We start from the raw sequence: 23,267 nt of genomic DNA, 5'->3' as shown, positions 1-23,267 counted from the left end.
TTCATAGATACTATTGATTACTTATGGGACGAGTTGGTCGTAGTATATAAGTAATATCTTTAGTAGATTGATGGAATCGACATGCCTAAATCGACTGAATGCCTGAAAAGGCTATTTATATTCCCTCTCGTTTGAGTCATTCGAACTCACGCTAACCCACTTTTGTCCATAGGTGTGCTTTAGTCGTTCATGGCAAACACACCTTGTGCTATTCACAGCTAGCAACCTCACTCTCTACAACTTTTAATCAGAGTTAGTTTTTGCTGGTGTTCATAAAGTTGATTTTTACTTAACACAATACATATCTTGCGTGAAAATGAGCCGAAAACGCTTTAACAACTAAAACGCCCAATGCGAGGCATTGGGCGTTTTAACTACTGCCATTTGAGCTATCTCAATGCAGTAAATGGTCGTGAAGACAAGGCATCACATCTTTTCAGTAAATGTACGAGTAATCACATCTTGTTGCTGCTCTTTGGTCAGAGAATTGAATCGCACAGCATAGCCACTCACTCGGATTGTGAGTTGTGGGTATTTCTCTGGATGCTCTACTGCATCTAACAACATTTCACGGTTTAATACATTGACGTTGAGATGTTGACCACCTTCAACCATGATATCGCTTTCACCGTTTTCATGGTGGAAGTAGCCATCCATCAATGCCGCTAGGTTCTGCTTCTGACTATCGTCATCTTTACCTAATGCAGTTGGTACGATTGAGAATGTGTACGAGATACCATCTTTCGCGTAAGAAAACGGCAGCTTAGATACTGAGCTCAGTGAGGCTACGGCGCCGTTTTGGTCACGGCCATGCATTGGGTTTGCACCCGGTCCAAACGGCATACCCGCTTTACGGCCATCCGGTGTGTTCCCCGTTTTCTTGCCATAAACCACATTTGATGTGATCGTCAGGATCGATTGAGTTGGGGTTGCTTCACGGTAAGTGTGCTTCTTCTGAATTTTCTTCATGAAACGTTCAACAAGGTCACAAGCAATATCATCGACACGATCATCGTTGTTACCAAATTGAGGGTATTCACCTTCGATAGTAAAGTCGATTGCAATGCCATCTTCATCGCGAACCGGCGTTACTTTAGCGTATTTGATAGCGGCTAATGAGTCTGCAACAACAGAGAGACCTGCAATACCACACGCCATAGTGCGGTGTACGTCTTTGTCCATTAGTGCCATCAGAGAAGCTTCATAGCTATAACGGTCATGAGAATAATGAATAACATTCAACGCCGTCACATATTGAGTGGCTAACCAATCCAGCATCTGATCAAATTGTGGCATTAAGCGGTCGAAGTCCAGCACTTCATCTGTAATTTTTGCGCGCTCAGGACCAACTTGAAGTTTAGATTTCTCATCGATACCACCGTTGATGGTGTAAAGCAGCGCTTTTGCTAAGTTTGCACGAGCGCCAAAGAACTGCATGTGTTTACCTACGATTTGTGGGCTTACACAGCACGCGATCGCGTAGTCATCGTTGTTGAAGTCTGGGCGCATCAAGTCATCATTTTCATATTGAAGCGATGAGGTATCAATTGATACTTTTGCCGCATAACGTTTGAATGCGTCTGGTAGGTTTTCAGACCAAAGAACCGTCATGTTTGGCTCTGGTGCTGGGCCCATGTTGTATAGCGTATGTAAGTAACGGAAAGTGGTTTTAGTTACGAGTGTGCGACCATCTACACCCATACCAGCCATCGCTTCTGTCGCCCAGATTGGGTCACCAGAAAAGAGTGAATCGTATTCTGGCGTGCGCAAGAAACGAACCATACGCAGCTTCATGATGAAGTGGTCAACTAACTCTTGTGCCTTCGATTCAGTTAATGTGCCGTTTGCTAAATCGCGTTCGATGTAAACATCGAGGAAAGTGGATGTACGACCAAGCGACATTGCCGCACCGTTTTGCGACTTAACCGCTGCAAGGTAACCAAAGTAGGTAAACTGAATGGCTTCTTGCGCGGTTTTGGCGGGTGCTGACATATCAATGCCGTATTTCAGACCCATGGTATGGATATCTTTTAGTGCTTTGATTTGATCAGCAAGCTCTTCACGCAGTTTAAGCGTTTTATCTAAGTCATTACCTTGCTCTAAGAAACGTTGAGTAGAGTGGAACTGTTGTTTCTTATCGGCAATGAGAAACTCGATGCCATACAATGCTAAGCGACGGTAATCACCAATGATGCGTCCACGGCCGTAGGCATCAGGGAGACCGGTAATGATACCTGACTTACGACAAGCGATGATCTCTTTAGTGTAAAGATCAAAACAAGCAGTGTTGTGAGTTTTACGATATTCAGTGAAGGTTTTTTCAACAAGTGGGTCTAGTTCTCTGCCGTAAACTTCGCACGAGCTTTTCACCATACGAATGCCGCCATTAGCAATGATTGAACGCTTTAAAGGCTTGTCTGTTTGTAGGCCAACGATGGTTTCCAGATCTTTATTAATGTAACCCGCATCGTGAGAAATGATCGTTGAAGGCAAATCTGTATCGAAGTCGATCGGTGAGTGTGTTCGACTCTCTTCTTTAATGCCTTCTAATACGCTATCCCAGAGCGAAGTGGTTGACGGTGTCGCTTCTGCTAGAAAGGATTCGTCGCCTTCATAGGGTGTATAGTTCGCCTGGATGAACTCGCGAGTATTCACCTCGTTTTGCCAATCTCCACCTTTGAAACCTTTCCATGCTTCTAACATTACAGTTGTTGGAATTGTCATATAAGTACCTCATAAACTTATTTTTTTGGCGGACCGCCCGGTCTCGTCTTTGCCAAGCAATATATGGAAATAGTGTCTATGAGTAAAATGAATGCTTTTCAAAAATAAAATGCATAAAATACATATATTATTTGTAAGGGTATTTTTGCCGTTGGATTTAAGCGCTATGGTTGGAAGTTGTTACATTGCTGATTAGGGAAGACTCTCTTCTTAGAGTTGTATCTAAGGATGACTTTTAACTGATTTGCGCCCTTTTGGAAGTAGGATGACTCCGGTCATCTATATACCCATTCGAAAAGTTCCTCTGGAAATTTAATGATCAAAAATAAAGATCGCTGTCCTTTATTTTGGTAGAGTTGCACCTCACAGAAATGTAAAACCATAAGAAAGGCAAAATGAAGAAGGCAATCTTATCTGCAATGATCACCGCAACCCTTGTCGGTTGTGGCTCTAGCTCAAGTGACGACAATAAACCTACCCCTAAAACCACTGTTACTGGTGTTGCTGCAAGCGGCGCCCCTATCTATGGTGAAATCACTGTTTTAGACTCACTTGGTGACGTACAAAAGTACACAGCAATAGAAGGCGGTAGTTTTCAATTTGAGAAAAACAGTATCGAAACTCCTGCGATTGTAAGAGCGGTAGGTGCGGCTGGCGGTGGCAGTCATGAGCTATATTCAATTATTCTCAAAAGCCACCAAGAGATTGGAGTATCGAACATTACTCCATTCACAAATCTCTTGATCTCGAAAATCACGCAGAAGCCTGCGAGTGAAGTCTATACGGATTTTGACAAATACAAGGCTGAGCTGACTTTAGAAAAGTTAGATTCTGCACAACAAGAACTGAAACTCGTGCTAAAGCCGCTGTTAGATGGAGCCAATATTTCTGATGATTTCGACCTCGTGAGCTCGGAATTTGAGGCTAATTACCAAGACATTGATGCAGTCCTCGATCTTGTTGACATTACACTGTCTGAAACCGAAGCGACGTTAACTTACAAAGGGGATATGAGCTACTCGGTGACGTTGGCTTGGAATGAAGGCTGGAGCAATAAGTCATTCCATAATGGCGTGGTGGATTTAGCTCCTGAAGATGTTGAAGAGCCACTGACTTACATCGTTGCAGCTGACAATATTCTTGAAGAAATGGTGATGGAACAAGAAGAAGAGGCGTTCTTAGCCTATGTTCATGAAAATGCGTTTTGGTACGGTCAGACAAAGGACGGTATCTTTGAGCAGTTTAAATACAACCTGCCCAATGAAAAAGATCCGATGAACCGTTACAAGGACTACGTTATCCAAGATGTTGCGAATGATGGCTCGTACCTGCTTGCCTATACTGAATGTTATCAAGATTCACCATATGCGACGTGTGGTCGTGCCAAAGCATGGTTTGCAAAAGACAGCAGCGATGACATTAAGTTTATGGGACGCAAAGACAAGTTACCTTTAAGTATCTCAGCCATCATTAAAGTGGGCTTCTTCAACCCTAACGACCGTACACAAGGTAACTGGGCCATCGAAATTGATGGCTTTCCAGACGCAAACACGATTTGTAGCAAGATCCCTGCGAGTTTCGATAACACCTCATGGTTCGCAGGTGAGCCTAAATTAGCGGACATGCCGGATTATATGGATCTAACCGCCATTACTATTGCTGGTGATGGTATCGAAGGCGTTATTAATATCGATAGTATCTATAAAGAGGTGAATAACGGGAAAATCACAGGTTGCCATTTTGTTGATAGTTCCTATCGTAACCCTTGGTCGAATGCACCCTATAGCCTAGTGATTGATGGCTACCAAGTTGCTCCGAGTGCAGTGATTAACGACAACACAAAGTACCAAGTTACTTACCAATACAAAGATGGTTCGAAAGAACATGAGCAGATCTCTATCGGCAAAGGTAAGCAATCTAGTGACGATATGGGTAAGTATATTGCTGAGGTCACTGAAAGTCGTACTGGCAGTAACGACTTCTACATGAGCTGGACTCGAGAATCGAAGCTTGCCACAGATATCGATGTTTGGGTTCAAGAGGTCGGTAAGTTTGGTACTCAACGAGTATCGGTTCCTGATGGAGCGAAGTCGGTAAGCTCTAACGAGTTCAACGACATAGAGCGAGCAACTTTAGTGGCGTTTGATGAGTATGGCCGGAGCATAAGTGTCGGGTATTCATTTGATGATTGACCCTGTTGTCGTTGTTAGGTTGTGAACTAAAAGCCGCTTGCTGTCATGGCAAGCGGCTATCTATTAGGGCTTTTTAGCTAAACAATCTCCATTGCCCCAGCGTTTTTTGACGAAGAAGAATGGGAGCACTAACTAGGGAGGTGTTTTAAAGTCGGTATTAGTAGAGACTTCCTTCTATATGTTCCTATTTACCTAATCAAGGAGGCATGACCAACAAATCGCGCCAGTTTATTTAGCTTCTTTTAGGTCTGATATAACGATAGCCTCACCTATTTTTTTATGTGTTTTCCCCCTAGAATTGAGACCATTACAAACAATTAAGAACGCAGAATGTATAAAGATAAAGTGGTCGTCATTACTGGTGGTAGCCAAGGCATCGGTCAACACCTCGCTATGGCTTATCTAGAGCAACAAGCAAAAGTGATCGTATTTGACATTGCCCCAAACCAGAATCCGAATGTCGATTTTCACCTTGTTGATTTAGGAAACCCTGAGTCGGTAGATCAAGCTTTTAACGGGATCAAAAGTCAATATGGCAAAGTTGATGTGCTCATCAATAATGGTGCGATTGCCAACTTTAATAAGCCTATTGAACAACTCACGTTTGAAGAGTTTTCACGTGTGATTGATGTCAATCTCAAAGGTGCGTTTGCCTGCTCTCGACGATTTATTGAGTTGAATCATGCTCAACCTTATGGGCGAATAATCAATATCGCTTCTACGCGCTGGAATCAAAACGAATCGGGTTGGGATGCTTACGGCGCATCAAAAGGTGGTGTGGTTTCCATGACACAATCTATGGCCATCTCGTTGTCAGAAACCCCAATTACAGTCAACGCGGTCAGTCCGGGCTGGATTCAAGTGGAAGGGTATGATGAGCTTGATAGTTTCGATCATCAACAGCATCCATCAGGTAGAGTAGGTAAAGCTGAGGACGTTGTTAATGCGTGTCTGTTTCTAACACATCCAAACAATGACTTTGTTAATGGCCATAACTTGGTTGTTGATGGGGGAATGAGTAAAAAGATGCTCTACCAAGACAGTTTGCTAGATTAAATCAACTGAACGACTTCTGGAGGTTGATCTTTGATAGCTCTGTTAAACGAAACATAACCAATTCATTCAGCTTGTTCGCTCCGTGGGAAAAGGTATTTGTGGTTTTCGCAGTGCCCTTCCACTTTTCCTTCTATTTTGTCAATTTGGTCTTGGATGAGATTCTTGACATCTTGAGCCTGCTGAATGATTTCATCCATGCGTTCAGACTGCTTGAGTAAAATGGAAATGGCCTCTGTATCGGACATGTCATAGTTTAGAAACGCGTCGAGCAGTGGCTTAATTTGCTTTAGCGTTAAACCCATATTTTTTGCTTTTTGAATCAGGTAAAGCCTGTTTAATGCTTGCTCGTTAAACTCCCGATATACTCGACTTCCTGCCTGCACTGGTGAAGAAGATATTAAACCTAATGATTCATAGTGCCTAACGAGCTCCTTTGATACACCTGCTTGTCTACATAACTCTCCAATACGCATGATTATTCTCTTGACTGTGTGGTATACCACATAGATTAAGCTCAACCCTCTTTAATATCAACGATGAGGACTTTGGGAATGAGTTGTAAGTGGACAACCCTAGATATGCCTGATTTAACGGGTAAAGTTGCTATTGTTACCGGTGGTAATGCAGGCCTTGGATTTCAGAGTGCGATGGTACTAGCGCAAGCCGGTTGTAGGGTGATTATTGGCTGCAGGAGCAATGAGAAAGGTGTGTCAGCCAAAGAGAAAATGCTCAAGCTTGTTCCGGACGCGGATATCGAGAATGGTTTACTCGATCTGACTGACTTTACATCCGTTCGGCATTTTGCTGATACGGTTATTGAGAGGCATGAACGTCTTGATATCTTGCTGAACAATGCAGGTGTGGTGAATCTAAGTGAACTTCAGCATACAGATCTGGGCCATGAAATGCACTTCGCGACAAACCACTTAGGCCACTTTTTACTCACAGGGTGCTTGCTACCGATAATTAGAACAACGCCCGGAGCAAGAGTCGTTACAGTGAGTAGCGGTGGGTATAAGTTTGGGGAAATACGCTTTGATGATCTTGATTGGAAGAAAAGGCCCTACCATCGAATGAAGTCTTACGGTGATAGTAAGCTCGCTAACATGCTGTTCTTTCGTCAGCTCCATAAACTATTTGAGTTAAATGGCATTAATGCGCAATCGTTAGCAGCTCACCCTGGGCTCACTGCTAGCGAAAGGCAACAAACACAAGGTGTTGGAGGGCTGTTGTCTAAATGGCTCGCATGTCCTATTGAGAGCGGAGTGCAGCCACTGCTTCGCGCCTGCTGTGATCCCAATTGCAACAGCGGCGATTTTATAGGTCCACGGTTTGGTATTCGCGGGCGTCCAGTGAAAGAGCAATTAAAAGTTACGGCAATGGATCAGGAAGTTGCGGATAAGCTGTGGGACTACTCTAGTCACGTCACCGAAATGGTTTACCCATTCGGTGATGTGGATTAGCAGATAGTGTTCGCGCCTTGGTTACTCGCTGTGATAGGGAACGACAACGACCTAATTGCTGTTTTCTAATGTCAGTAAGTTTCGATATTTGTCTGAAGAGCGTAGATACCTTGCTAAAGCACGGTCATTTTGTTCTGCGATGATATGGTCGATGAGCCAACGCGCCATAAATACAATGATTTCTTTAAGTTCGATCTGCCCATTAACGTAGTGCGTGTACTGGTTTCTCAGCTTTTTGAGTAGCATTTTATGTACTTTTTGGTGCTGCTCAAACCCGTCGTAATGGGTGATCATCATGATGTTATCTTCACTTAAAAAGTGAAACTCTGCGTAAGCAATCACCTCATCAATTAAGCGGCGTACAATTGCTTTAGACTCGTTTTGAAACATGATCAGTTTGTTAATCATTGCCAACAAGTTCTTATGTTGAAGATCGAGCTCTTCTACATCTAAGCTGTACTCTTTTTTCCATGTATAGAGATGCATTGTGATCCTCTATTATTCTCACTAGAGTTGTTATTGATAGAATGATCTGCACTTTATAGATTTCTTTGGTGAATGGGTAACTTAACCATAGTTTTTGTGAGGATAGCTCGGTTTACATAGCTCTTGTGTTTCATAGTTTCAGTATAACTGACGGGAAAGTAGAAGCTTTTTTGCCATGACGTTCTTAATAGCCAGCCTAGACAAACAACGTTTTGATATTGATGCGCAGATACCTTCCATTTTTTCAGAAAAACATAAATGAATTAATGGTCAATGTCCGCTATCATGAGGGCGAAATGTAAGAGCGATTAAAGCGAAACTGGGAAAAGAGATGACTATGAAGCAAGATGTTAGCATAAGCATTAATGCCATCACTGAGCAGATCCGATATAAAATTATCAATTACGGCTCGATGTGGGTTGTTGCGACTCAAGCCTTGCTGTGTCTTACGCTTGGCTACTATGTCGGTATTGATTCTCGGAGTGCATCACCGGAATATTTCCCTGAATTGGTATACAGCATAGTCTTGCTATTCTTCGCTTGCATTGTGTTTTCTTGGGCAAAACGATCTCAGCATCGCGATATATTGTTAGCATTTGGTGCTTTGTTCACCAGCGGTTGCGCCATCCTTTTAACACACATTACTAACGCTGCATTTTTGGCGCCAGATGATGGGAAAAAGATTCTACTCATATCGTTTTTGATCATGTTAATGAGTTGGAATACGAGTAGGTTGGTACTAGGAATAGGTACCTTACCTATTGTTTTGTTTTATACATATTTAACCTCGACACAACCTGACGTCGCGTTGGTTGATATCGTAATTAGTAGCGCCAAGTTTCCTATCTTACTCATCGTATTCTATTCGACGATACGGAAGTTCTTTGAGTTTGTTGAAGAAAAGCTTTCAGACAAAATTAAAAGAATTCATAGACTTGAAAAGAACTCTCATCTTGATGAGCTCACTAGAATAAAGAATAGAAAAGGCTTTAATTCAGATTTACAAACGAATGCTAACGTCGATGCACTAGGTCTGAGTGGGAAATAACGGACAATTTTAAAATTTGGTACATATAAGGTGAATATTTGCGTTATGATGCTGATCTGAAACAGTTAATGGAGAAAGAGATGCCTAGAGTAAGCCAAGAAGTAGCCAAGCAAACCCGCAAACGTATTATCGAATCAGCGATAAAAATCGTTACGCTTGAAGGCTCTAAACATCTGACGTTCTCTAACATCGCTAAGAAAGCGGAAATCAGCCGCTCTGGTATTAACTGTCATTTCAAAAGAAAAGAAGATTTAATGGATGAAATCCGCCCAGTTCTTGCTGAGCGTGTAGAACAGGCTTTAGACTTTTCATCACCTGACAACTTTTTCCAATCTTGGCGTAATGCTGTCGATAATGATCGTATGTTCCGAAACTTAATCGCTAACTTAGAGTATGTGATTGATGGAAAAACTGGTACGGCAAGCTTGATTGAAAAAATTCAAGGCGACAAAGAAGAGGTAATTAAAACTACCTATATGGCAATTGGCTACGCAGTTATTCATATTGGTAACGCAGGGTAACGTTTATTTTTGAGCACAAGCCTAGAGCGCCCCTACTCAAGGCTGTCATATTTTCTCGCAACCGATCACATATTCGTGGAGAGGAGACAAGTTCCTGAAGCTGCTTTAGTTTTTGTGATGCACTAGGTATCGCAATGCAATAGGACTCGGGGTTTGTGACTCAAACAAGTGGCTGTGGCTTATCAAAAAGATAGCCTTGCGCTAAGTCGATGTTCAGCTGCTCCGCCATTTCGAGTTGGATTTGTTCCTCAATTCCTTCAGCTAACACAGCACCACCGTAGGCATGGACTGCTTTGACGACGGCTTTTATTTCATCGACTAGAGTAGGATCAAACGTAAGCCTACTGATGATTTTGATGCAAAGCTTGACTACCTCTGGTTTAACCTCATCGATCAGCGCCAAATCAAAAAATCCACAGCCAACATCGTCAAGCCAGAACTGATAGCCCTGCTTTCTTAGTTGTGCCATTCGTTGCTTAATTGGTTGCCAATCTTGTATCGGTAAGTGTTCAGTGAGCTCAATCTTAATTCTTTCAGCCAGTGCGTAGCGATTTAGTATTTGAAATACTGTCTTGTCTAACAATAGGTTAGGAGCAAGGTTAACGGTGTAACATCCTGTAGATGTATGGGCGGCAATGTTTTCAAGATGAACTTCGAGGATGACAATTTCCAATTGGCTGCTGAGCTGTTGTGATTGAGCTGCGATAAACAACTGATCGGGTCGATGCCACAAGGAGTTTAAAGGACCACGAACTAAAACCTCATGTCCATAAGTAGTCTGGCGTTTAAGATCTCGAATAGACTGAACATATGAATATAGTGAACGCTCACTTAAGATATCACTCAGTGAAACAGGAGTTCTTGTTTCAAGTGGTGTTTGGCTTTGGTTCATGTCGCAATTTTCCTTGTTTGCTTACACGCTATCAGAGCTAAGTATTTCTTTACTGGCCCGTTTTATTATCCAGTTGCAGATAAGATAAAGAGTTGACGATCTGTTCCGCGAGTTCATGGTTATTGCCCGAGAGGCTTATTGAGAGCTTTGTGTCTTCAACTAGGGCTTCCATGTTTTGTTTAACCGTGTTGGAGTCGGACAGTTGAGTCTCAATGGCGTCCATAATGGTTTTAGAAGATGTTTTACTATCAAGCGACATGTTCATTAAATTCTGCATTTTATGCATGGTGTCTTTGGTCACTTCTGAGCTGAGAATAATGACGTCTTCAACCTCTTTTTGTTTATTGAAAATGCTGTCTGATATCTTTGAAATCGACGCCATTTCTGTATCAATGTTCTCAGCGGACTGATTCGCCGTGTTCGCGAGTTGACGGACTTCGTCTGCGACTACTGCAAAACCGCGGCCATGCTCTCCAGCTCGAGCAGCTTCAATCGCGGCATTAAGCGCCAACAGGTTTGTTTGTGCAGCGATGCCTTTAATAGAATCCACCAATTGGGTGACGTTCTTGTTAATCTCATCTAATGATTCGAGTAGTTCGCTAAATTGGCAGATCTTTTCTTTAGAAACCAACACCTGCTCTTCCAAAACCTCTAGCTTGTCGATGGTATTGGCTGCAGTCTCCGCCGTTAGACTGGAGTATTGATGACTCTCACAAGACAGCTTGTTAATGCTTTCTGACTGCTCAATGAAGTGGTTCACTAACTCATAGCTCTGTTCAATCGACTCAGCACGACTTCGTGACGCTTTATGAACATTAGCCGCATTGACGTGAATTCTCTTCGCATAGTCGGTGGGATCATTCTGTTTGAATAGAGAGTACTTTTCAGAGATTTTCTCCAGTTCTGCAAGACGGCTGGTAGGAACTTCGACAATATCCGGTGAGGGTTTTTTAAACGAAAATATCATTATTGGGCGACCTTCTTACGGGATTGAAGAGTTGCAGAAACGCTGGCTTGGGTAGATACACAAAAGGGCACGCAGTATGTCATTAAGATCTTGATGATCAGCGTTGCGTCAATACTGCTGTAGAGCAATTTGTCACCGTGATTAATGAACATAAGAATAGTGCCAACAATCATAGAAACCTTGAGTGAGCGTTTCAGTATCGTAGGTTCGCCTGCGGTTTTAATAAACTGAGTTATAGGCATCTGCAACCTCTGTGTAGGTGAATATTGTTTTTGTGAATCATATACTTTGTTGAACGATTGTTCAAATTGATAGTGAAGTTCAACGCAACTTCTGTAAAGTTAATTGCTGCATATTCAATAGCTAAAGATTCTATGTACCTTAGAAGTGTTCTTTTTCATTGAGGTTTTGTCGTATTTCCGCTGTCAGTCCACTTGGCAAAGACTATGTGGACCGACTGCAGCAAACACACAGGCGCGTTTTTATGTGAGGATAGAGTGTATATTTCAATGTAATATCTCTATTTTTTAGTAGCTTATGATAAATTAATCGAAAGTTGGGTAGGCAGCAAAACGAGACTGCCTGATATTAAAAATGCTATGCACCCAAGGAGAAATCGTGCAAAAAGTAGATGACGAGTTTTACGAGCGTGCAGATGCACATATTCATTTATCTAATGATCAGATAAGTGAGAAAGTGACCCAAGGGAAAGTCAGCGCTTCGAATATGTATGCAACTGCTCGATTTAACGCTTGGGTAAGTGCTTGTGGCTGGAGCTCTGGTGAAGAAATGGCTGCATCGAAACAAGAAACAATTGATTACTTTGTAGAACAATATCGAAAAATGCTTGAAGAAAACTTAGAAGACTATATAGATAACTTCGACTCATATATGAGATCTGGAGAGTAGAGCATAACAAGTTGCTGCACTATGTGCAGGTGAGCAAGGCGTTAGAGAACTAAAGGAGCACTGGTGATAAATATCGAGTTGTCTGATTATTGGGAATTACTTGCTCTTCATAATGTGCTGATGGAAGCTAAATTTCACGAAAATCCCTTCAAGCCAGAAATTCAATTAAGCCCTCATGTAAAGAGTTTAACTGATAAAGTTTTTGAAACTTTAATAAACACAGAAGCACCAGCACCAGGCTTCGACAAAGCTGGTTGGTTGAGGTGGCTAAAAGCAACAGAAGATAGGCGTGAAGTTAAATTGTTGCTAAACAAAATATCATCTGATCCAAGTTGGGTTCACTTAAACCATAGTGAACGTGCTGAATACATTCAAACGTTCATGTCTCCCTTGAAAATCGATGAAGATTTGAAAACTAAGATAATAGTGTAAACGCTCTCTAACAAGATACTCAAAAGGGCGCAAAAAGCTTGTGTTGCGGCTCCTTCGTCGCCTATTTTAGCCAACAATTTTGTGCCAGCTTTACTTAATGATCCTGAGTCGTCTGAAGACGCTAAAGCAGCTATAGATGCAATTAAACTCAAAGATCATAATTACTTTGCTGATCGTGATCATTCAGGCATGGTAAAGCTCAATGTTCAACAATATCACTCTTAACAAGGCCAGGCGTTAGGTGTCTATGATAGATCTTCACAATAAAGTTCTCTTAGTGTCTCTTAGACACATAGATGAAAGCGAAAACATAAAGTTCGACACTTTCTTTGGTGTTGTTAATACATTCAATGACAATACTGTTGTTGTGGATAAAGTCGGGGGTGGTCAAGTCGATCTGCCATACGGTGACAATTATTTTGAGCCAGCGACGGGTGAATGGTACGAACTAAAAAATGGAGATTGGTCAGATGAAGTTGATTTCATAGTCCATTTGGATGTGTTCGCAAATGATCTTGCTTACCAAAAATACGGAGTGAAAACACCTAACAAATAATGATTAAGTGTATTAGTTCCGATAAGATCTGACACTATGGCTAGTTGTATCTTCATCATTGTTATCTCTTTGCAGTAAGCACCCAACATAGGAGCAACCGCTACTGCTTAAAACATTGGAACAAAAAATCTGCGTAATAATAAAGGACGACTGCCGTAAAGTTCTAGTGTTTATGTCGATTTTTGAGTAATTAACTTTTTAATGTTGAAGTGACTCATTACTGAGAACACAATTTCCTGAACAGCAGTTCGTTATCTCAAGCTCAATTTGACTATCAATATTCATGAATATTGATGATTTTTGATAGTTTTACCTTGGTTTGTTGTATGGATGGTCGGTAGTGATAAGGGGTGTGAATGGGTATGCTGCGTAGGGAAAATATCAAATTGTTAAGATTCTAGTTTTACACTTCTCGTTGAGTAAGGGGTTGTTGACTTTATTTTTCGTGGGGTCTTAACATAAACGATTTGCAGATGACAAACGTCATAGGTGGTTGAGAATCACGATTGCAGCTTGGGTATCCAAATAATTTGTTTTTGTTCATCACGCGTTGTCGAATCTAACAGGCACACTCGAACTTTCTATCAATAAATCCGGATTCTATATCATTCAGTCATTGGTTTTCCTACGCCATCATGGTGCTGCATTCAAGCGGTAACCGATATTTATAGGAGAACGATTATGTCAGACGCTACCCCAACAAGACCTATTGTCATTATTGGTAAAAATGCCAAAACCGGTGTTCGAGTCAACAAACGTCTATGCGAGCTTGGCATTGAAACACGCCAAGTTTCTCGCAGCGCTGCGACCTATTTTGACTGGGAGGCGCGAAGCTCTTGGCCGACTGCACTGAAGGGAGCACGCTCAGCTTATGTTACCTATCAACCTGACTTGGCAGTGCCTAACGCTGAGGGAGACATCAGTGCGTTCGTAGAGGTTGCTAAAGCGCAAGGTGTAGAGCATATCGTATTGCTGTCTGGGCGTGGTGAAGAGGGCGCAGAAAAAGCAGAACGTATACTTATCGATAGTGGTTTAGATTGGAACATTGTTAGAGCTTCGTGGTTCGCGCAAAACTTTAGCGAGAGCTTTATGGCTCAAGGTATTTTAGAAGGCGAACTTGTGTTACCCGCAGGCGATACCCCAGAGCCATTTATTGACACTGATGATATTGCAGAAGTTGCAGTGGCGGCATTGGTTGATCCAAGTAAGCGCAATCGCCTCTATGAAGTGACAGGCCCGGAGTTGATGACGTTTCAAGATTGTGTTGATGAGATATCAAAACAGCTCGGGAAGGAGATCAAGTTTACCTCTGTGAGCATCGAAGCGTATTTAGATATTCTTAAGAGCCAGAACTTACCAGAAGATTATCAATGGTTGCTGAATGAGTTGTTCACCGTAGTTTTCGATGGACGTAATTCAAATCTTACTCATGGCGTTGAAGAAGCGACGGGACGTAAGCCGACTAAGTTCGCAGACTATGTATCTAAAACGATCGCCGCCGGTTACTGGGATTAGCTGCTTTGATCGAGAGTAAAAAGTGAAACATGAAGAACAGCCTGAATGCTTATTCGGGCTGTTTTCGTAGATGCCTAGGATTTTGGGGCTAGGCTATTCTTTTTAGTGGTCGATGGAGATTCGCCATATTTGTTCTTATAGGCTCGGCTGAATGCTGCCTCCGATTGATAGCCGACGTCGAGAGCGATATTCAAGATATGAGCTTTACCATGTAGCAGCTTTTCTCTGGCGAGAGATAGTCGCCAATCGGTGATGTATTTCTTGGGCGTTTCCCCTACAGTTCTCTTGAAGTACTCAATGAAGCTGGTACGAGACATCCCTGAAATATCAGCCAGTGTTTCAATATCGATATTGACAGCACTGTCGCTGTGGATTCTCTTCATTGCGCGAGATAAACGTTTGTCGGTATGCGCCATTATCCAACCCTGATTATCATCAGATACTTGGTCTATCCACGCTCGAATACACTGTAGAATAAGCACGTCGGCCAATTTAGATACCACTAATTCCGAGCCATATTCTTCATTTTTCGTTTCTCTATGTATGGCTTGAACGACACTCTTAATTGTGTCGTGAGCCTGTGATTGTGAGTCAATTAATACGAACTCAGGCATAGATGTAATGATTGAAGTCGTGACCTCGTTTTCAAACAAAACCGTGCCACATAGAGTCGTTGTCGTGTCGCCAGTCCCTTTGGTTGTAAGTCGTTCATAGTGCTCCGTGATTTCTTCTATGTCATTCTCAAATAAATCGGTGGCAGCTGACTTATTTATATCGACGATGTCATGTCCAGTCCCGCGTGGAAGCAAAATAAAATCGCCGGCATTCAGCTTAATCTGTGTTCCATCGACAATGACAATCGCTTCGCCTTCAAGGATTAAGTGGAACATGGTGCTCGATGGAATGGATGGCATTTTGATGCCCCACGGTTGCTTCATCGTTGAGTGAGTGTAAAACACGCTACTCATTTTCAGTTCACTTAAGGGGGAGCTAGCACCACTCGTCTTTCGTTTCTTCGTATCAAACTTTGATAATGCTAGCCTGGCTTTGTCTTCCATAAATGTATTTCCTGCAAATCTTCGACGATTTCCTGTCAATCAAATCATCGCCTAATTGGATGTAATAAACAAACTCAACAAGCGTTGCTCATAGGGCAGTTTGTTTAGGTTGTGCTTTTCGCAAAATATGGGAGGTTTGTATGGCTAGAAAAAGAGTATTGATTGTGTACGGTTCGGGTTTTGGTTCGACCACAGAAATTGCACATGCCATGGCTCAAGAGTTACAAGAATTGGATATAACAACGGAAGTGTTGCCCGTAGAGGTTGCAAGAGCCCCATATACTGATGAAGCGGTTATAATTGGCGCTCCAATCCGCTATGACAGATGGCTAATTGAAGTCCGAGATTATGTCCGAAAGTATCAAAACGAACTGTCATCAACATCTGTGGCATATTTCTATACTTGTTTGGCGCTTGCAAAACAGCCATCGAATTCATTCGATTCGCCACAGGTTTACGATCAAACATTGATTAAGATGAATCGTAATGTTGAGCCCATCATGATTGCTGGTTTTTCAGGTACATTGCAACCAAAACTGATGCCTTGGTATTACCGGTACCCACTTAAGCTAATTGCAATAGTCAAAGGGGTAGAGGATGGAGATTATCGTAATTGGGATATGATTAGGCGTTGGTCTCGCCAAGTTTCGAAAGTTGTATGATTGAAGCTAGGCGACGTCTCGATTGTTGAAATACTTCGGTTAGCTGAGTCTGGTCAACTAACCGAAGTATTCTCATATCACTATTGATGCTTGTACTAAGCTTCACTCGCTTGCGTATTACTTGGTAAAGGTTTTTCGCTTTTCTCAGGGATGAGCGCCATTAACCCAGTAATGATTAACGCAGCGATACCCGACATAGTAACCGGAGAGCCAAAGATACTTTGAACTAACTTAGGCGCTTCTTTTAGCAAATCAGGCACGAGCATAACGCCAAGGCCTAAGCCAAAAGAGATGGCGATAGTCATAATACGGCGGCGATCTAACTCCTCATTAGCAATGATCTTGATACCTGCTGCAGCGACAGTACCGAACATAACTAGAGTTGCCCCACCCAATACTGGTTTTGGAATGGTCATTAATACTGCTCCCAACACTGGAAACATCCCCAATAAGAACAGAATGCCCGCGATAAAGTAGCCGATGTATCGACTCGCGATACCAGTAAAGTGAATCACACCGTTATTCTGGCTGAAAGTAGTATTTGGGAAGGTGTTGAATACGGCAGCTATGAGCGAGTTAACGCCATCACCTAGTACGCCAGCTTTAAGGCGTTTGATGTATTTAGGTCCTTGGATAGGTTGGCCTGAGAACATACTATTTGCCGTTAAATCACCTGTCGACTCGATAGCCGTAATTAAGTAAATGAACGCAATCGGTAAAAACGCTTGCCAGTCGAAAGCAAAACCGTATTTGAATGGTACAGGAATGCTCAACAACGGCTGCGAAGCGAAGTCAGGCATAGACGCTTTACCCATGGCAATTGCTATTGCCCACCCAATGCTTAAACCTATCAAGATCGACGACAGTCTTACCATGATGTTCTGACTAAGGTTCAAAGCGACGATGATTCCAAGAACGATTGCGCCAAGCATGAGGTTACTTGGCGCACCAAAATCTTCTGCACCAAAACCTCCGGCTATATCGGTGATTCCAACCTTAATTAAAGAGATACCTATGGTAGTAATAACAATACCAGTCACGACCGGAGTGATGACGACCTTTAGCTTATCGATAAAGCGAGAAAGCAGAATTTCAATGAAGGCACCAAAAAAGCAGACGCCAAAAATAGTGGCTAACATTTCATCAGGACCGCCACCATTGGCTTTAACGAGAAAACCAGCGCCCAAGACAGAACCTAAGAAGGCGAAACTAGTACCTTGTACACAGATCATCCCTGCACCAACAGGGCCAACTCGCTTCGCCTGAATAAAGGTGCCAACACCAGAAACCATCAAGGCCATACTGATTAGATAGGGGATATGTTCCCCTAAGCCAAGTACACCACCAATGATAAGAGTGGGTGTGATAATGCCAACAAAGCTAGCCAGAACATGTTGAAGCGCCGCATAACTTGCGGCTTTGACTGATGGGCGATCATCCAGTCCGTAGATCAATTCACTGTTACGCTGTTCCATGTGATTTCCTTAATGTATTTATTATTGTATACAATCCTTAATCTACATAGTGAGCAATATACGTACCAATGATGAAGTGCCCATTTATTGGGGAGTCAGATATAAAACCATGATTGTGTTGCACTAAAAGTTGCCAGCCTTGTTCAGTGTTGGTGCAATCGTTAGTGATCGATCAGCTTATTTTCGGATTGCTCGTTCTGTGTTGACTGAAAAAACAAGCAAACCATGATTAAAGCAATTCCAAACCACCCCATAGCAGGAATGTGCTCTTCGAGTATTAAGACAGCGATGACTGCCGCAACAACAGGCTCGAAAAGCGTTAGGATATTGGCAGTACTCGCATTGATGTGTCTTAATCCCACTCCAAACATGATGTAGCCAACGCCCATTGGAATCACAGCCATATAAATGAGCACCAGGCTATTGGTTTGAGATGCAAATAGGTTGTCTCCTGATGCCAGCAGGGTGGGTAGAAGTAAACATGCTCCCAGCCCAAAGATGGCGCCCATAGCGGCCTGTGACTGAACTCCTTTGTTAATAAGCTCTTTCGCCATTATGGAATACGTGGCGTAACTGAGGCCTGCGACGAGTCCTAGTAAGATCCCCCAAAGTTTAAGCTGCGGTTCAGAGTGACTGTGAGTGGTTTCGGCATTGACGAGAAGTACAATGCCAATAATCCCGACGACTAAACTAAAAAGTTTACGAATATTTGCATTCTTATTTGTGCTAAATAGACACTCGAAAAGAAGAGTGAAAAGTGGGGCAGAAGCTATAGAAACTACGGTGCCAGTCGCAACACCAGCCATTCTCATTGAAGTATAAAAAGCCATTGGATAGATCATTAATGCAAGCGCGCCAATCACTACCTCTTTTCTATGGCGCTTTAGTAATGAAGCGTCTTTTTTCAAGGCCGTATTTGCTAATAAGGCTTGTATCACGCCACCTATGCCCATGGAAAAAGCACCAATAGCCAACGGGCTTACCTCGGGAACCAAGGTAGCCGCTGCACCTGTTGTCCCCCAGAGAATTGAAGCCAGTAATATAAAAATAGATCCATGCTGATGGGGAGCTAACTGAAAGCGTGTTGTAATCATTTCTTAATCCGAATATCCATTTGATGCTGAAAGGATAAGCGATGAATAAAGGAAGAACTTTGCTGAAAAGACGAAATTGTATTTTAAAAAGACGTTTTTAATTGCGTGTGAACTGGCGTGGGGGTAGGCCGAAATGAAGAGAGAAGCGTCGGCTAAAAGCAGAAAGATCGTTGTAGCCGACTCTTTCAGCGACAATTTGAACGGGTAAATCAGTATGGGTAAGAAGTGCTTTGGCTTTTTCCATTCTATGGTGTGTAACGTATTGTTGGACGCTCATACCGAGGTTGGTTTTGAAAAGCACTTTAAATTGAGTCGGGCTCAGACAAGCCACTTTCGATAACTCGGCAATTGAAAGAGGGTTCGCTAAATTGTCAAAAATCTCACTCTGTGCAGCGCGGATGCGAGGATCAATTTTTGAAGTTATCGGTTGCTGCGTCAATAGCATAGTAAAGACATCGAGAATCGAAGACTCTATCGCTTTATCCACTTGGTGTTGTAACTGTTTTTCTACAAAGTAGATAAAGCTCAGTAGTGGCGTTGTGGTAGAAAACACGTGCACATCACTATCGAGAAGATGGTCTGGAAGTGCTGGCATGTCAGCAACAATAAATCGAGCGGCTTCATCGGCTTGAAAACCATGGGTAGTACCTGCAGGAATCACGACACACTCACCCACAGTCACTTTTCCAGAGAAATTATCCATCTGAATATTGATGTTGCCTTGAACAGGAAGCACAAGCTGGTGGTAATCATCATGCGCATGACTGTTTAGCTTCTTTGTGTAGGCTCGGATACTGAGAGTTGGCAGCATTGCGATGTCCATCCATGTGACAACAGGTTAAATGAGTTGGTTGTCTTTAGTTGATATAAAGAGCTTTCAATCTTGGTTATACGATATTAGAGCCTTCTATTGCAAACCACTTAAAGCTTCCCCTAGAGGTTTGAAGTAGGCTTGCAATGCGCTGTGAATCTTCATTCGATGTTCTAAATCAGGGTAGACCTTAATGTGTTCGGGTTTGGTTGTCCCAGATACTAAGTAACTATTTTCAATACCAGAGCACGACTCTACAACCGACTCAAAGGCTCGCGCCATCATCTCTGTCGGTAGAGAGAAATAGTGACTTCCCATCGCTTTGTCTGCTAAAACACTTCGTGACACATAGTCGTGCCGATCTTGCTGATCATCAGTAAGTAGCGTCGCGTCAAATATCTTCAGTAATCTGTCATTCAATGGGTGTGGAAAATGCTCAGCGTTTTTCAGCCAACAATCGCTTGCAAAGATCGTTCGTTTTTGTGGCCCTGATCTATCACCTATATCAAACGCTTTCTCCGCAATATAGTGGTCAAAAGCATGCCAAAACTCGTGGGCTAAAGCGCCAGCTCCGGCATTTTTCGCGAGCGCGAGTTCTCTCTGATTCGGTGCGTAATGGGCCTGAACGCCTTTTTGCCCGCCGCTGCCGAAAGCCAGATTCAAACTGCCTCGCAACCCAATGGCTTTAGGTGGGAGCGCCAATATATAAGCAAGGTCTGCAAATGAATCAAAGATCAGATTAGCGGCCAAGTCTTTCTCTTGTTGGTTGACCCATTTACCCACACGAATGCTGCCAATGCCAAAGGTATCTCGTATGTCGATAAACGACACTTGCTCCCCATGACGATAGTCTGGCCCTTTACGAGTTTTGTATTTAAAGCTAGTTAAACGCAAGATTCACCTTGTGCGATGGGGAGTTATTGGGCTGATTTCTAAAGCGCGTATTGTACATCAATTCACGTTGATGTGGTCGGGTTGAATCTCACTGTAAATTGATGGTCACAACTTCATTTGGTTGACGTCGGATCTCTAAAAACCATCCATCCACTTTATATGTCATTTTGAATCGTGAAGTTTGGGAAACGACAGTAAAGTGGGAAAGAGTAGCCTTAATTTAGTGTCCAGTCTAATTGCAACATGTTGTCGAGTATTCACGTTTACCATAGGCATGTTGCAATAGATTAAGTGAATAGACGTCAACAAACATCAAACGAAGCCTTCAATTCATTGATAGCCTTTTTTACACCACCTAAGATTTTGTCACGAACCATAAGTCCAGTAACATCACTCGGTTGTCCTGATTCCAGCAACGCTTGAGGCACGTATGGGGATTGAATGTCTATGACAAAACCATTTTGTTTAGCGACCAATGAGCAAACTAGTGCATCAACAGCAATAAAGTTAGACATTCCGAAGTCGTTATTACTTCTACGGCCTGTTTCATATTCAACCAGCATTTGGTTAATTGATGCTGTCATTTCCACTGTTTTTCCATCTAAGAAACTGACAAAAAATTCGGCTTCCGTCCTTGCCTCTTTGGTAACGTTTGACTCCAATATCTGTTCAGCGTGTCTCTTTAGCGTATCAAAATCGTTGGCTAAAGCTAATTGGAACAGCCAAAAGCGATGAACTTTCGACCCTACTCTAGATCTTTCCGCTAGAAACGTCTGGTGCGACTTTCGATCTCGGTAAGGAAGCGAATCTTCATCAACATTAGGGAAAGTACTAATTGATTGAATAATAGATTTTTTGTTTCCTAAAATAGGCAACCAAATTTGACCACAGACTACATTACTCCAAGCCAAGTTATCATAAATTGACATGGCAGTGACTTTATTGCGCCAATGGTTTTTAATGCCTACCGCTACGAACTTTACTACATCTACATTCTTATCAATTGAGTAAAGTGAGGCTGCAAGACTGCTGATAACAGACGGATTAATATCATTATTCTTAAGAACGTGAGCCCAAGTAAGATCTGAATTTTGTGAGTCGAAATTTAGCAGTTGTGATAAACGTAATACAATCCAGACATTTTCTAACACCTTAGGCTCTTTACTCGAACTATAGTCAATATTAATATTAGAATGTTCAAAGAAAGAGTACGACTCTTGCAGCTCAATCATCATTCGCCAAGGTGTCTGTTGAATATCATAATCGACATTATCTAACCAAGCATTTGGAACCACATCTTCAGACACATCAAGTGCAAATCCGTTCTTTATGGCAACGGTGTTCAATAAAAAAGAGGTAGAAGAAAACAAATATTGTTTTCGTTCGCTTACATTTGAGCTTAATTGGTTAGCTTTTTGCAGCTTAGAAAGTGCATCGATCACTGTTTGCATGGCTTTTTGGTCTTTAGCCAATAGTGCAGTGTAGAAATCCACTTCCATTTTCAATTCAAACGGGGTGCTGATAACACTATCCGTCACTACATTTTTATAACGCCCTTCTGAATAACTTTTTTCTAGTAAATGGATGTAATCTTGCAGTGCCGCCCACTGCTGCAACAGTGCGAACTTGTGTAGGTGAAAACTCTCCCCTTTGTCATAAACACTGACAAGAAAAGAGTCATCTAAAAATCGATAATCGTAGTTTAATACGAGATCGATAAGATGTTTGTTTTTCCCAAGTAAGGCAAAACATAACACTTCGAGCATACTATCTGTCTGCTGATCCTTTGAATCAATAAACATTAGATAAGCGGCGATCGATGACCAAGTTCGAAAACTATGGATGTCTTCAAATAAGTACCAGCCGAAGAATCCGTTATTTTTTGCGTTCGCAACATAAGAGTAGAGAAGGTAGCGTTCATCGGACGGTAATGAGTCATAATTTAATATATTTTCACTACGTAACTTCGCGGCAACTGCCAAAGCCGAAGTTTCTGCGAGGAGTATATTCATTTTCTTTTCAATGAGGGGAGTTGCCTCCCCCCTTTTCCATTATTACTTGTTTTAATTACCACTGACGTCAGATAGATATAACCATTTTTATCGTCAACGGTAAAGACTATTGTTTTAACTTTACCTCTGGATTTAACATTTCTAATATCAAAACTGGTCTTCTGAATATATCAAACACTACTAATGAATAATTTGAAAATTGAACACGACATACGTTATTAGTTTCTTGATGAGCCCATGACAGTACAGTGATATTTATTTCTATAATTTACGAATTTTGGGTGTCAGATTAGTTATTAGGAGGAAAAATTAACTTGCCCGCAGACGTAAGCTTGTTATGAAGCCAATAAAGGGGCATTGGTATTTGGGTTTATCCGAACAATACCCACTGACAACGATAAAATACAATTAAACTTTATTCGGAACAAGAACACCATATGCTCCACCGACAGTTGAACTCGCTCGCTGAGTTTGTTTTGAGCATATACAAAAAAGCAGAG

The 23,267-nt window shown here is 42.1% G+C and carries 22 protein-coding genes; 10 read left to right on the top strand and 12 right to left on the bottom strand.

All coding sequences use genetic code 11. The features are described 5' to 3' along the window. Positions 1-426 precede the first annotated feature (426 nt). Positions 427-2,724, bottom strand: a complete 2,298-nt coding sequence (gene pflB, locus KI743_RS08515; RefSeq protein WP_285465974.1) for a formate C-acetyltransferase — start codon at positions 2,722-2,724, stop codon at positions 427-429. Positions 2,725-3,119: 395 nt separating this feature from the next. Here pflB and KI743_RS08510 point away from each other — a divergent pair, with 395 nt between their 5' ends. After that, on the top strand, positions 3,120-4,916 hold the full coding sequence (locus KI743_RS08510) for a hypothetical protein (protein WP_285465973.1): 1,797 nt from the start codon (positions 3,120-3,122) through the stop codon (positions 4,914-4,916). Positions 4,917-5,246: 330 nt separating this feature from the next. After that, a complete protein-coding gene (locus KI743_RS08505; RefSeq protein ID WP_285465972.1) occupies positions 5,247-5,972 on the top strand; it encodes an SDR family NAD(P)-dependent oxidoreductase in 726 nt (241 codons plus the stop codon). A 62-nt stretch (positions 5,973-6,034) separates the two neighbouring features. Here KI743_RS08505 and KI743_RS08500 read toward each other — a convergent pair whose 3' ends face one another. Next, positions 6,035-6,445, bottom strand: coding sequence for a MerR family transcriptional regulator (locus KI743_RS08500; protein ID WP_285465971.1), 411 nt, complete (start codon positions 6,443-6,445; stop codon positions 6,035-6,037). Between the two features lie 78 nt (positions 6,446-6,523). Between KI743_RS08500 and KI743_RS08495 the strand changes: the two genes are divergently transcribed. Further along, positions 6,524-7,435, top strand: coding sequence for an oxidoreductase (locus KI743_RS08495; protein WP_285465970.1), 912 nt, complete (start codon positions 6,524-6,526; stop codon positions 7,433-7,435). A 51-nt stretch (positions 7,436-7,486) separates the two neighbouring features. Here the strand turns inward: KI743_RS08495 and KI743_RS08490 are convergent, their stop codons facing one another. Further along, complete coding sequence (locus KI743_RS08490; protein ID WP_032550913.1) at positions 7,487-7,921, bottom strand: bacteriohemerythrin; 435 nt, start codon at positions 7,919-7,921, stop codon at positions 7,487-7,489. Between the two features lie 337 nt (positions 7,922-8,258). Here KI743_RS08490 and KI743_RS08485 point away from each other — a divergent pair, with 337 nt between their 5' ends. Together KI743_RS08485 and KI743_RS08480 are read left to right on the top strand one after the other, a co-directional pair. Next, complete coding sequence (locus KI743_RS08485) at positions 8,259-8,969, top strand: hypothetical protein (RefSeq protein ID WP_285465969.1); 711 nt, start codon at positions 8,259-8,261, stop codon at positions 8,967-8,969. 38 nt (positions 8,970-9,007) lie between these two features. Continuing rightward, on the top strand, positions 9,008-9,490 hold the full coding sequence (locus KI743_RS08480) for a TetR family transcriptional regulator (RefSeq protein ID WP_285465968.1): 483 nt from the start codon (positions 9,008-9,010) through the stop codon (positions 9,488-9,490). Between the two features lie 160 nt (positions 9,491-9,650). Here KI743_RS08480 and KI743_RS08475 read toward each other — a convergent pair whose 3' ends face one another. From KI743_RS08475 to nrtS, 3 genes are read right to left on the bottom strand one after another with little or no spacing between them, the layout of a single operon-like run. Continuing rightward, on the bottom strand, positions 9,651-10,382 hold the full coding sequence (locus KI743_RS08475; RefSeq protein ID WP_285465967.1) for an EAL domain-containing protein: 732 nt from the start codon (positions 10,380-10,382) through the stop codon (positions 9,651-9,653). A gap of 49 nt (positions 10,383-10,431) precedes the next feature. Continuing rightward, positions 10,432-11,349: a methyl-accepting chemotaxis protein gene (locus KI743_RS08470; protein ID WP_285465966.1), complete on the bottom strand. Its 918-nt coding sequence runs from the start codon at positions 11,347-11,349 to the stop codon at positions 10,432-10,434. Then, positions 11,349-11,591: a nitrate/nitrite transporter NrtS gene (gene nrtS / locus KI743_RS08465; protein ID WP_285465965.1), complete on the bottom strand. Its 243-nt coding sequence runs from the start codon at positions 11,589-11,591 to the stop codon at positions 11,349-11,351. The genes KI743_RS08470 and nrtS overlap by 1 nt, the downstream gene beginning before the upstream one ends. Before the next feature lie 376 nt (positions 11,592-11,967). Here nrtS and KI743_RS08460 point away from each other — a divergent pair, with 376 nt between their 5' ends. From KI743_RS08460 to KI743_RS08445, 4 genes are all read left to right on the top strand, one after another. Beyond that, positions 11,968-12,258 carry a DUF3144 domain-containing protein gene (locus KI743_RS08460; protein ID WP_225311031.1) on the top strand — a complete coding sequence of 97 codons (291 nt, stop codon included), beginning with the start codon at positions 11,968-11,970 and terminating at the stop codon, positions 12,256-12,258. A 63-nt stretch (positions 12,259-12,321) separates the two neighbouring features. Beyond that, entirely contained in the window at positions 12,322-12,690 is a 369-nt protein-coding gene (locus KI743_RS08455) for a hypothetical protein (protein ID WP_285465964.1), read from the top strand. Positions 12,691-12,967: 277 nt separating this feature from the next. Then, on the top strand, positions 12,968-13,246 hold the full coding sequence (locus KI743_RS08450; protein WP_285465963.1) for a hypothetical protein: 279 nt from the start codon (positions 12,968-12,970) through the stop codon (positions 13,244-13,246). Positions 13,247-13,927: 681 nt separating this feature from the next. Continuing rightward, entirely contained in the window at positions 13,928-14,761 is an 834-nt protein-coding gene (locus KI743_RS08445) for an NmrA family NAD(P)-binding protein (protein WP_150873313.1), read from the top strand. A gap of 74 nt (positions 14,762-14,835) precedes the next feature. Here KI743_RS08445 and KI743_RS08440 read toward each other — a convergent pair whose 3' ends face one another. Further along, positions 14,836-15,819, bottom strand: coding sequence for an AraC family transcriptional regulator (locus KI743_RS08440; protein WP_285465962.1), 984 nt, complete (start codon positions 15,817-15,819; stop codon positions 14,836-14,838). A gap of 140 nt (positions 15,820-15,959) precedes the next feature. Between KI743_RS08440 and KI743_RS08435 the strand changes: the two genes are divergently transcribed. Beyond that, positions 15,960-16,481, top strand: a complete 522-nt coding sequence (locus KI743_RS08435) for a flavodoxin domain-containing protein (RefSeq protein WP_285465961.1) — start codon at positions 15,960-15,962, stop codon at positions 16,479-16,481. A gap of 95 nt (positions 16,482-16,576) precedes the next feature. Here KI743_RS08435 and KI743_RS08430 read toward each other — a convergent pair whose 3' ends face one another. The 5 genes from KI743_RS08430 to KI743_RS08410 form a co-directional block, all read right to left on the bottom strand. Beyond that, complete coding sequence (locus KI743_RS08430; RefSeq protein WP_285465960.1) at positions 16,577-17,956, bottom strand: nucleobase:cation symporter-2 family protein; 1,380 nt, start codon at positions 17,954-17,956, stop codon at positions 16,577-16,579. A gap of 161 nt (positions 17,957-18,117) precedes the next feature. Then, positions 18,118-19,050 (bottom strand): DMT family transporter, encoded by a 933-nt coding sequence (locus tag KI743_RS08425; RefSeq protein WP_285465959.1) that lies wholly within the window; start codon positions 19,048-19,050, stop codon positions 18,118-18,120. A gap of 97 nt (positions 19,051-19,147) precedes the next feature. Next, positions 19,148-19,861 (bottom strand): AraC family transcriptional regulator, encoded by a 714-nt coding sequence (locus tag KI743_RS08420; RefSeq protein WP_285465958.1) that lies wholly within the window; start codon positions 19,859-19,861, stop codon positions 19,148-19,150. Positions 19,862-19,957: 96 nt separating this feature from the next. After that, on the bottom strand, positions 19,958-20,755 hold the full coding sequence (locus tag KI743_RS08415) for a CLCA_X family protein (RefSeq protein WP_285465957.1): 798 nt from the start codon (positions 20,753-20,755) through the stop codon (positions 19,958-19,960). Positions 20,756-21,057: 302 nt separating this feature from the next. Then, complete coding sequence (locus KI743_RS08410) at positions 21,058-22,767, bottom strand: hypothetical protein (RefSeq protein WP_285465956.1); 1,710 nt, start codon at positions 22,765-22,767, stop codon at positions 21,058-21,060. Between the last annotated feature and the right edge of the window lie 500 nt (positions 22,768-23,267).

The organism is Vibrio sp. D420a (genome assembly GCF_030248625.1).
In the GTDB taxonomy this organism is placed as follows: Bacteria; Pseudomonadota; Gammaproteobacteria; order Enterobacterales; family Vibrionaceae; genus Vibrio; species Vibrio fortis_A.
This window is presented reverse-complemented; position numbering and strand designations above follow the sequence as displayed.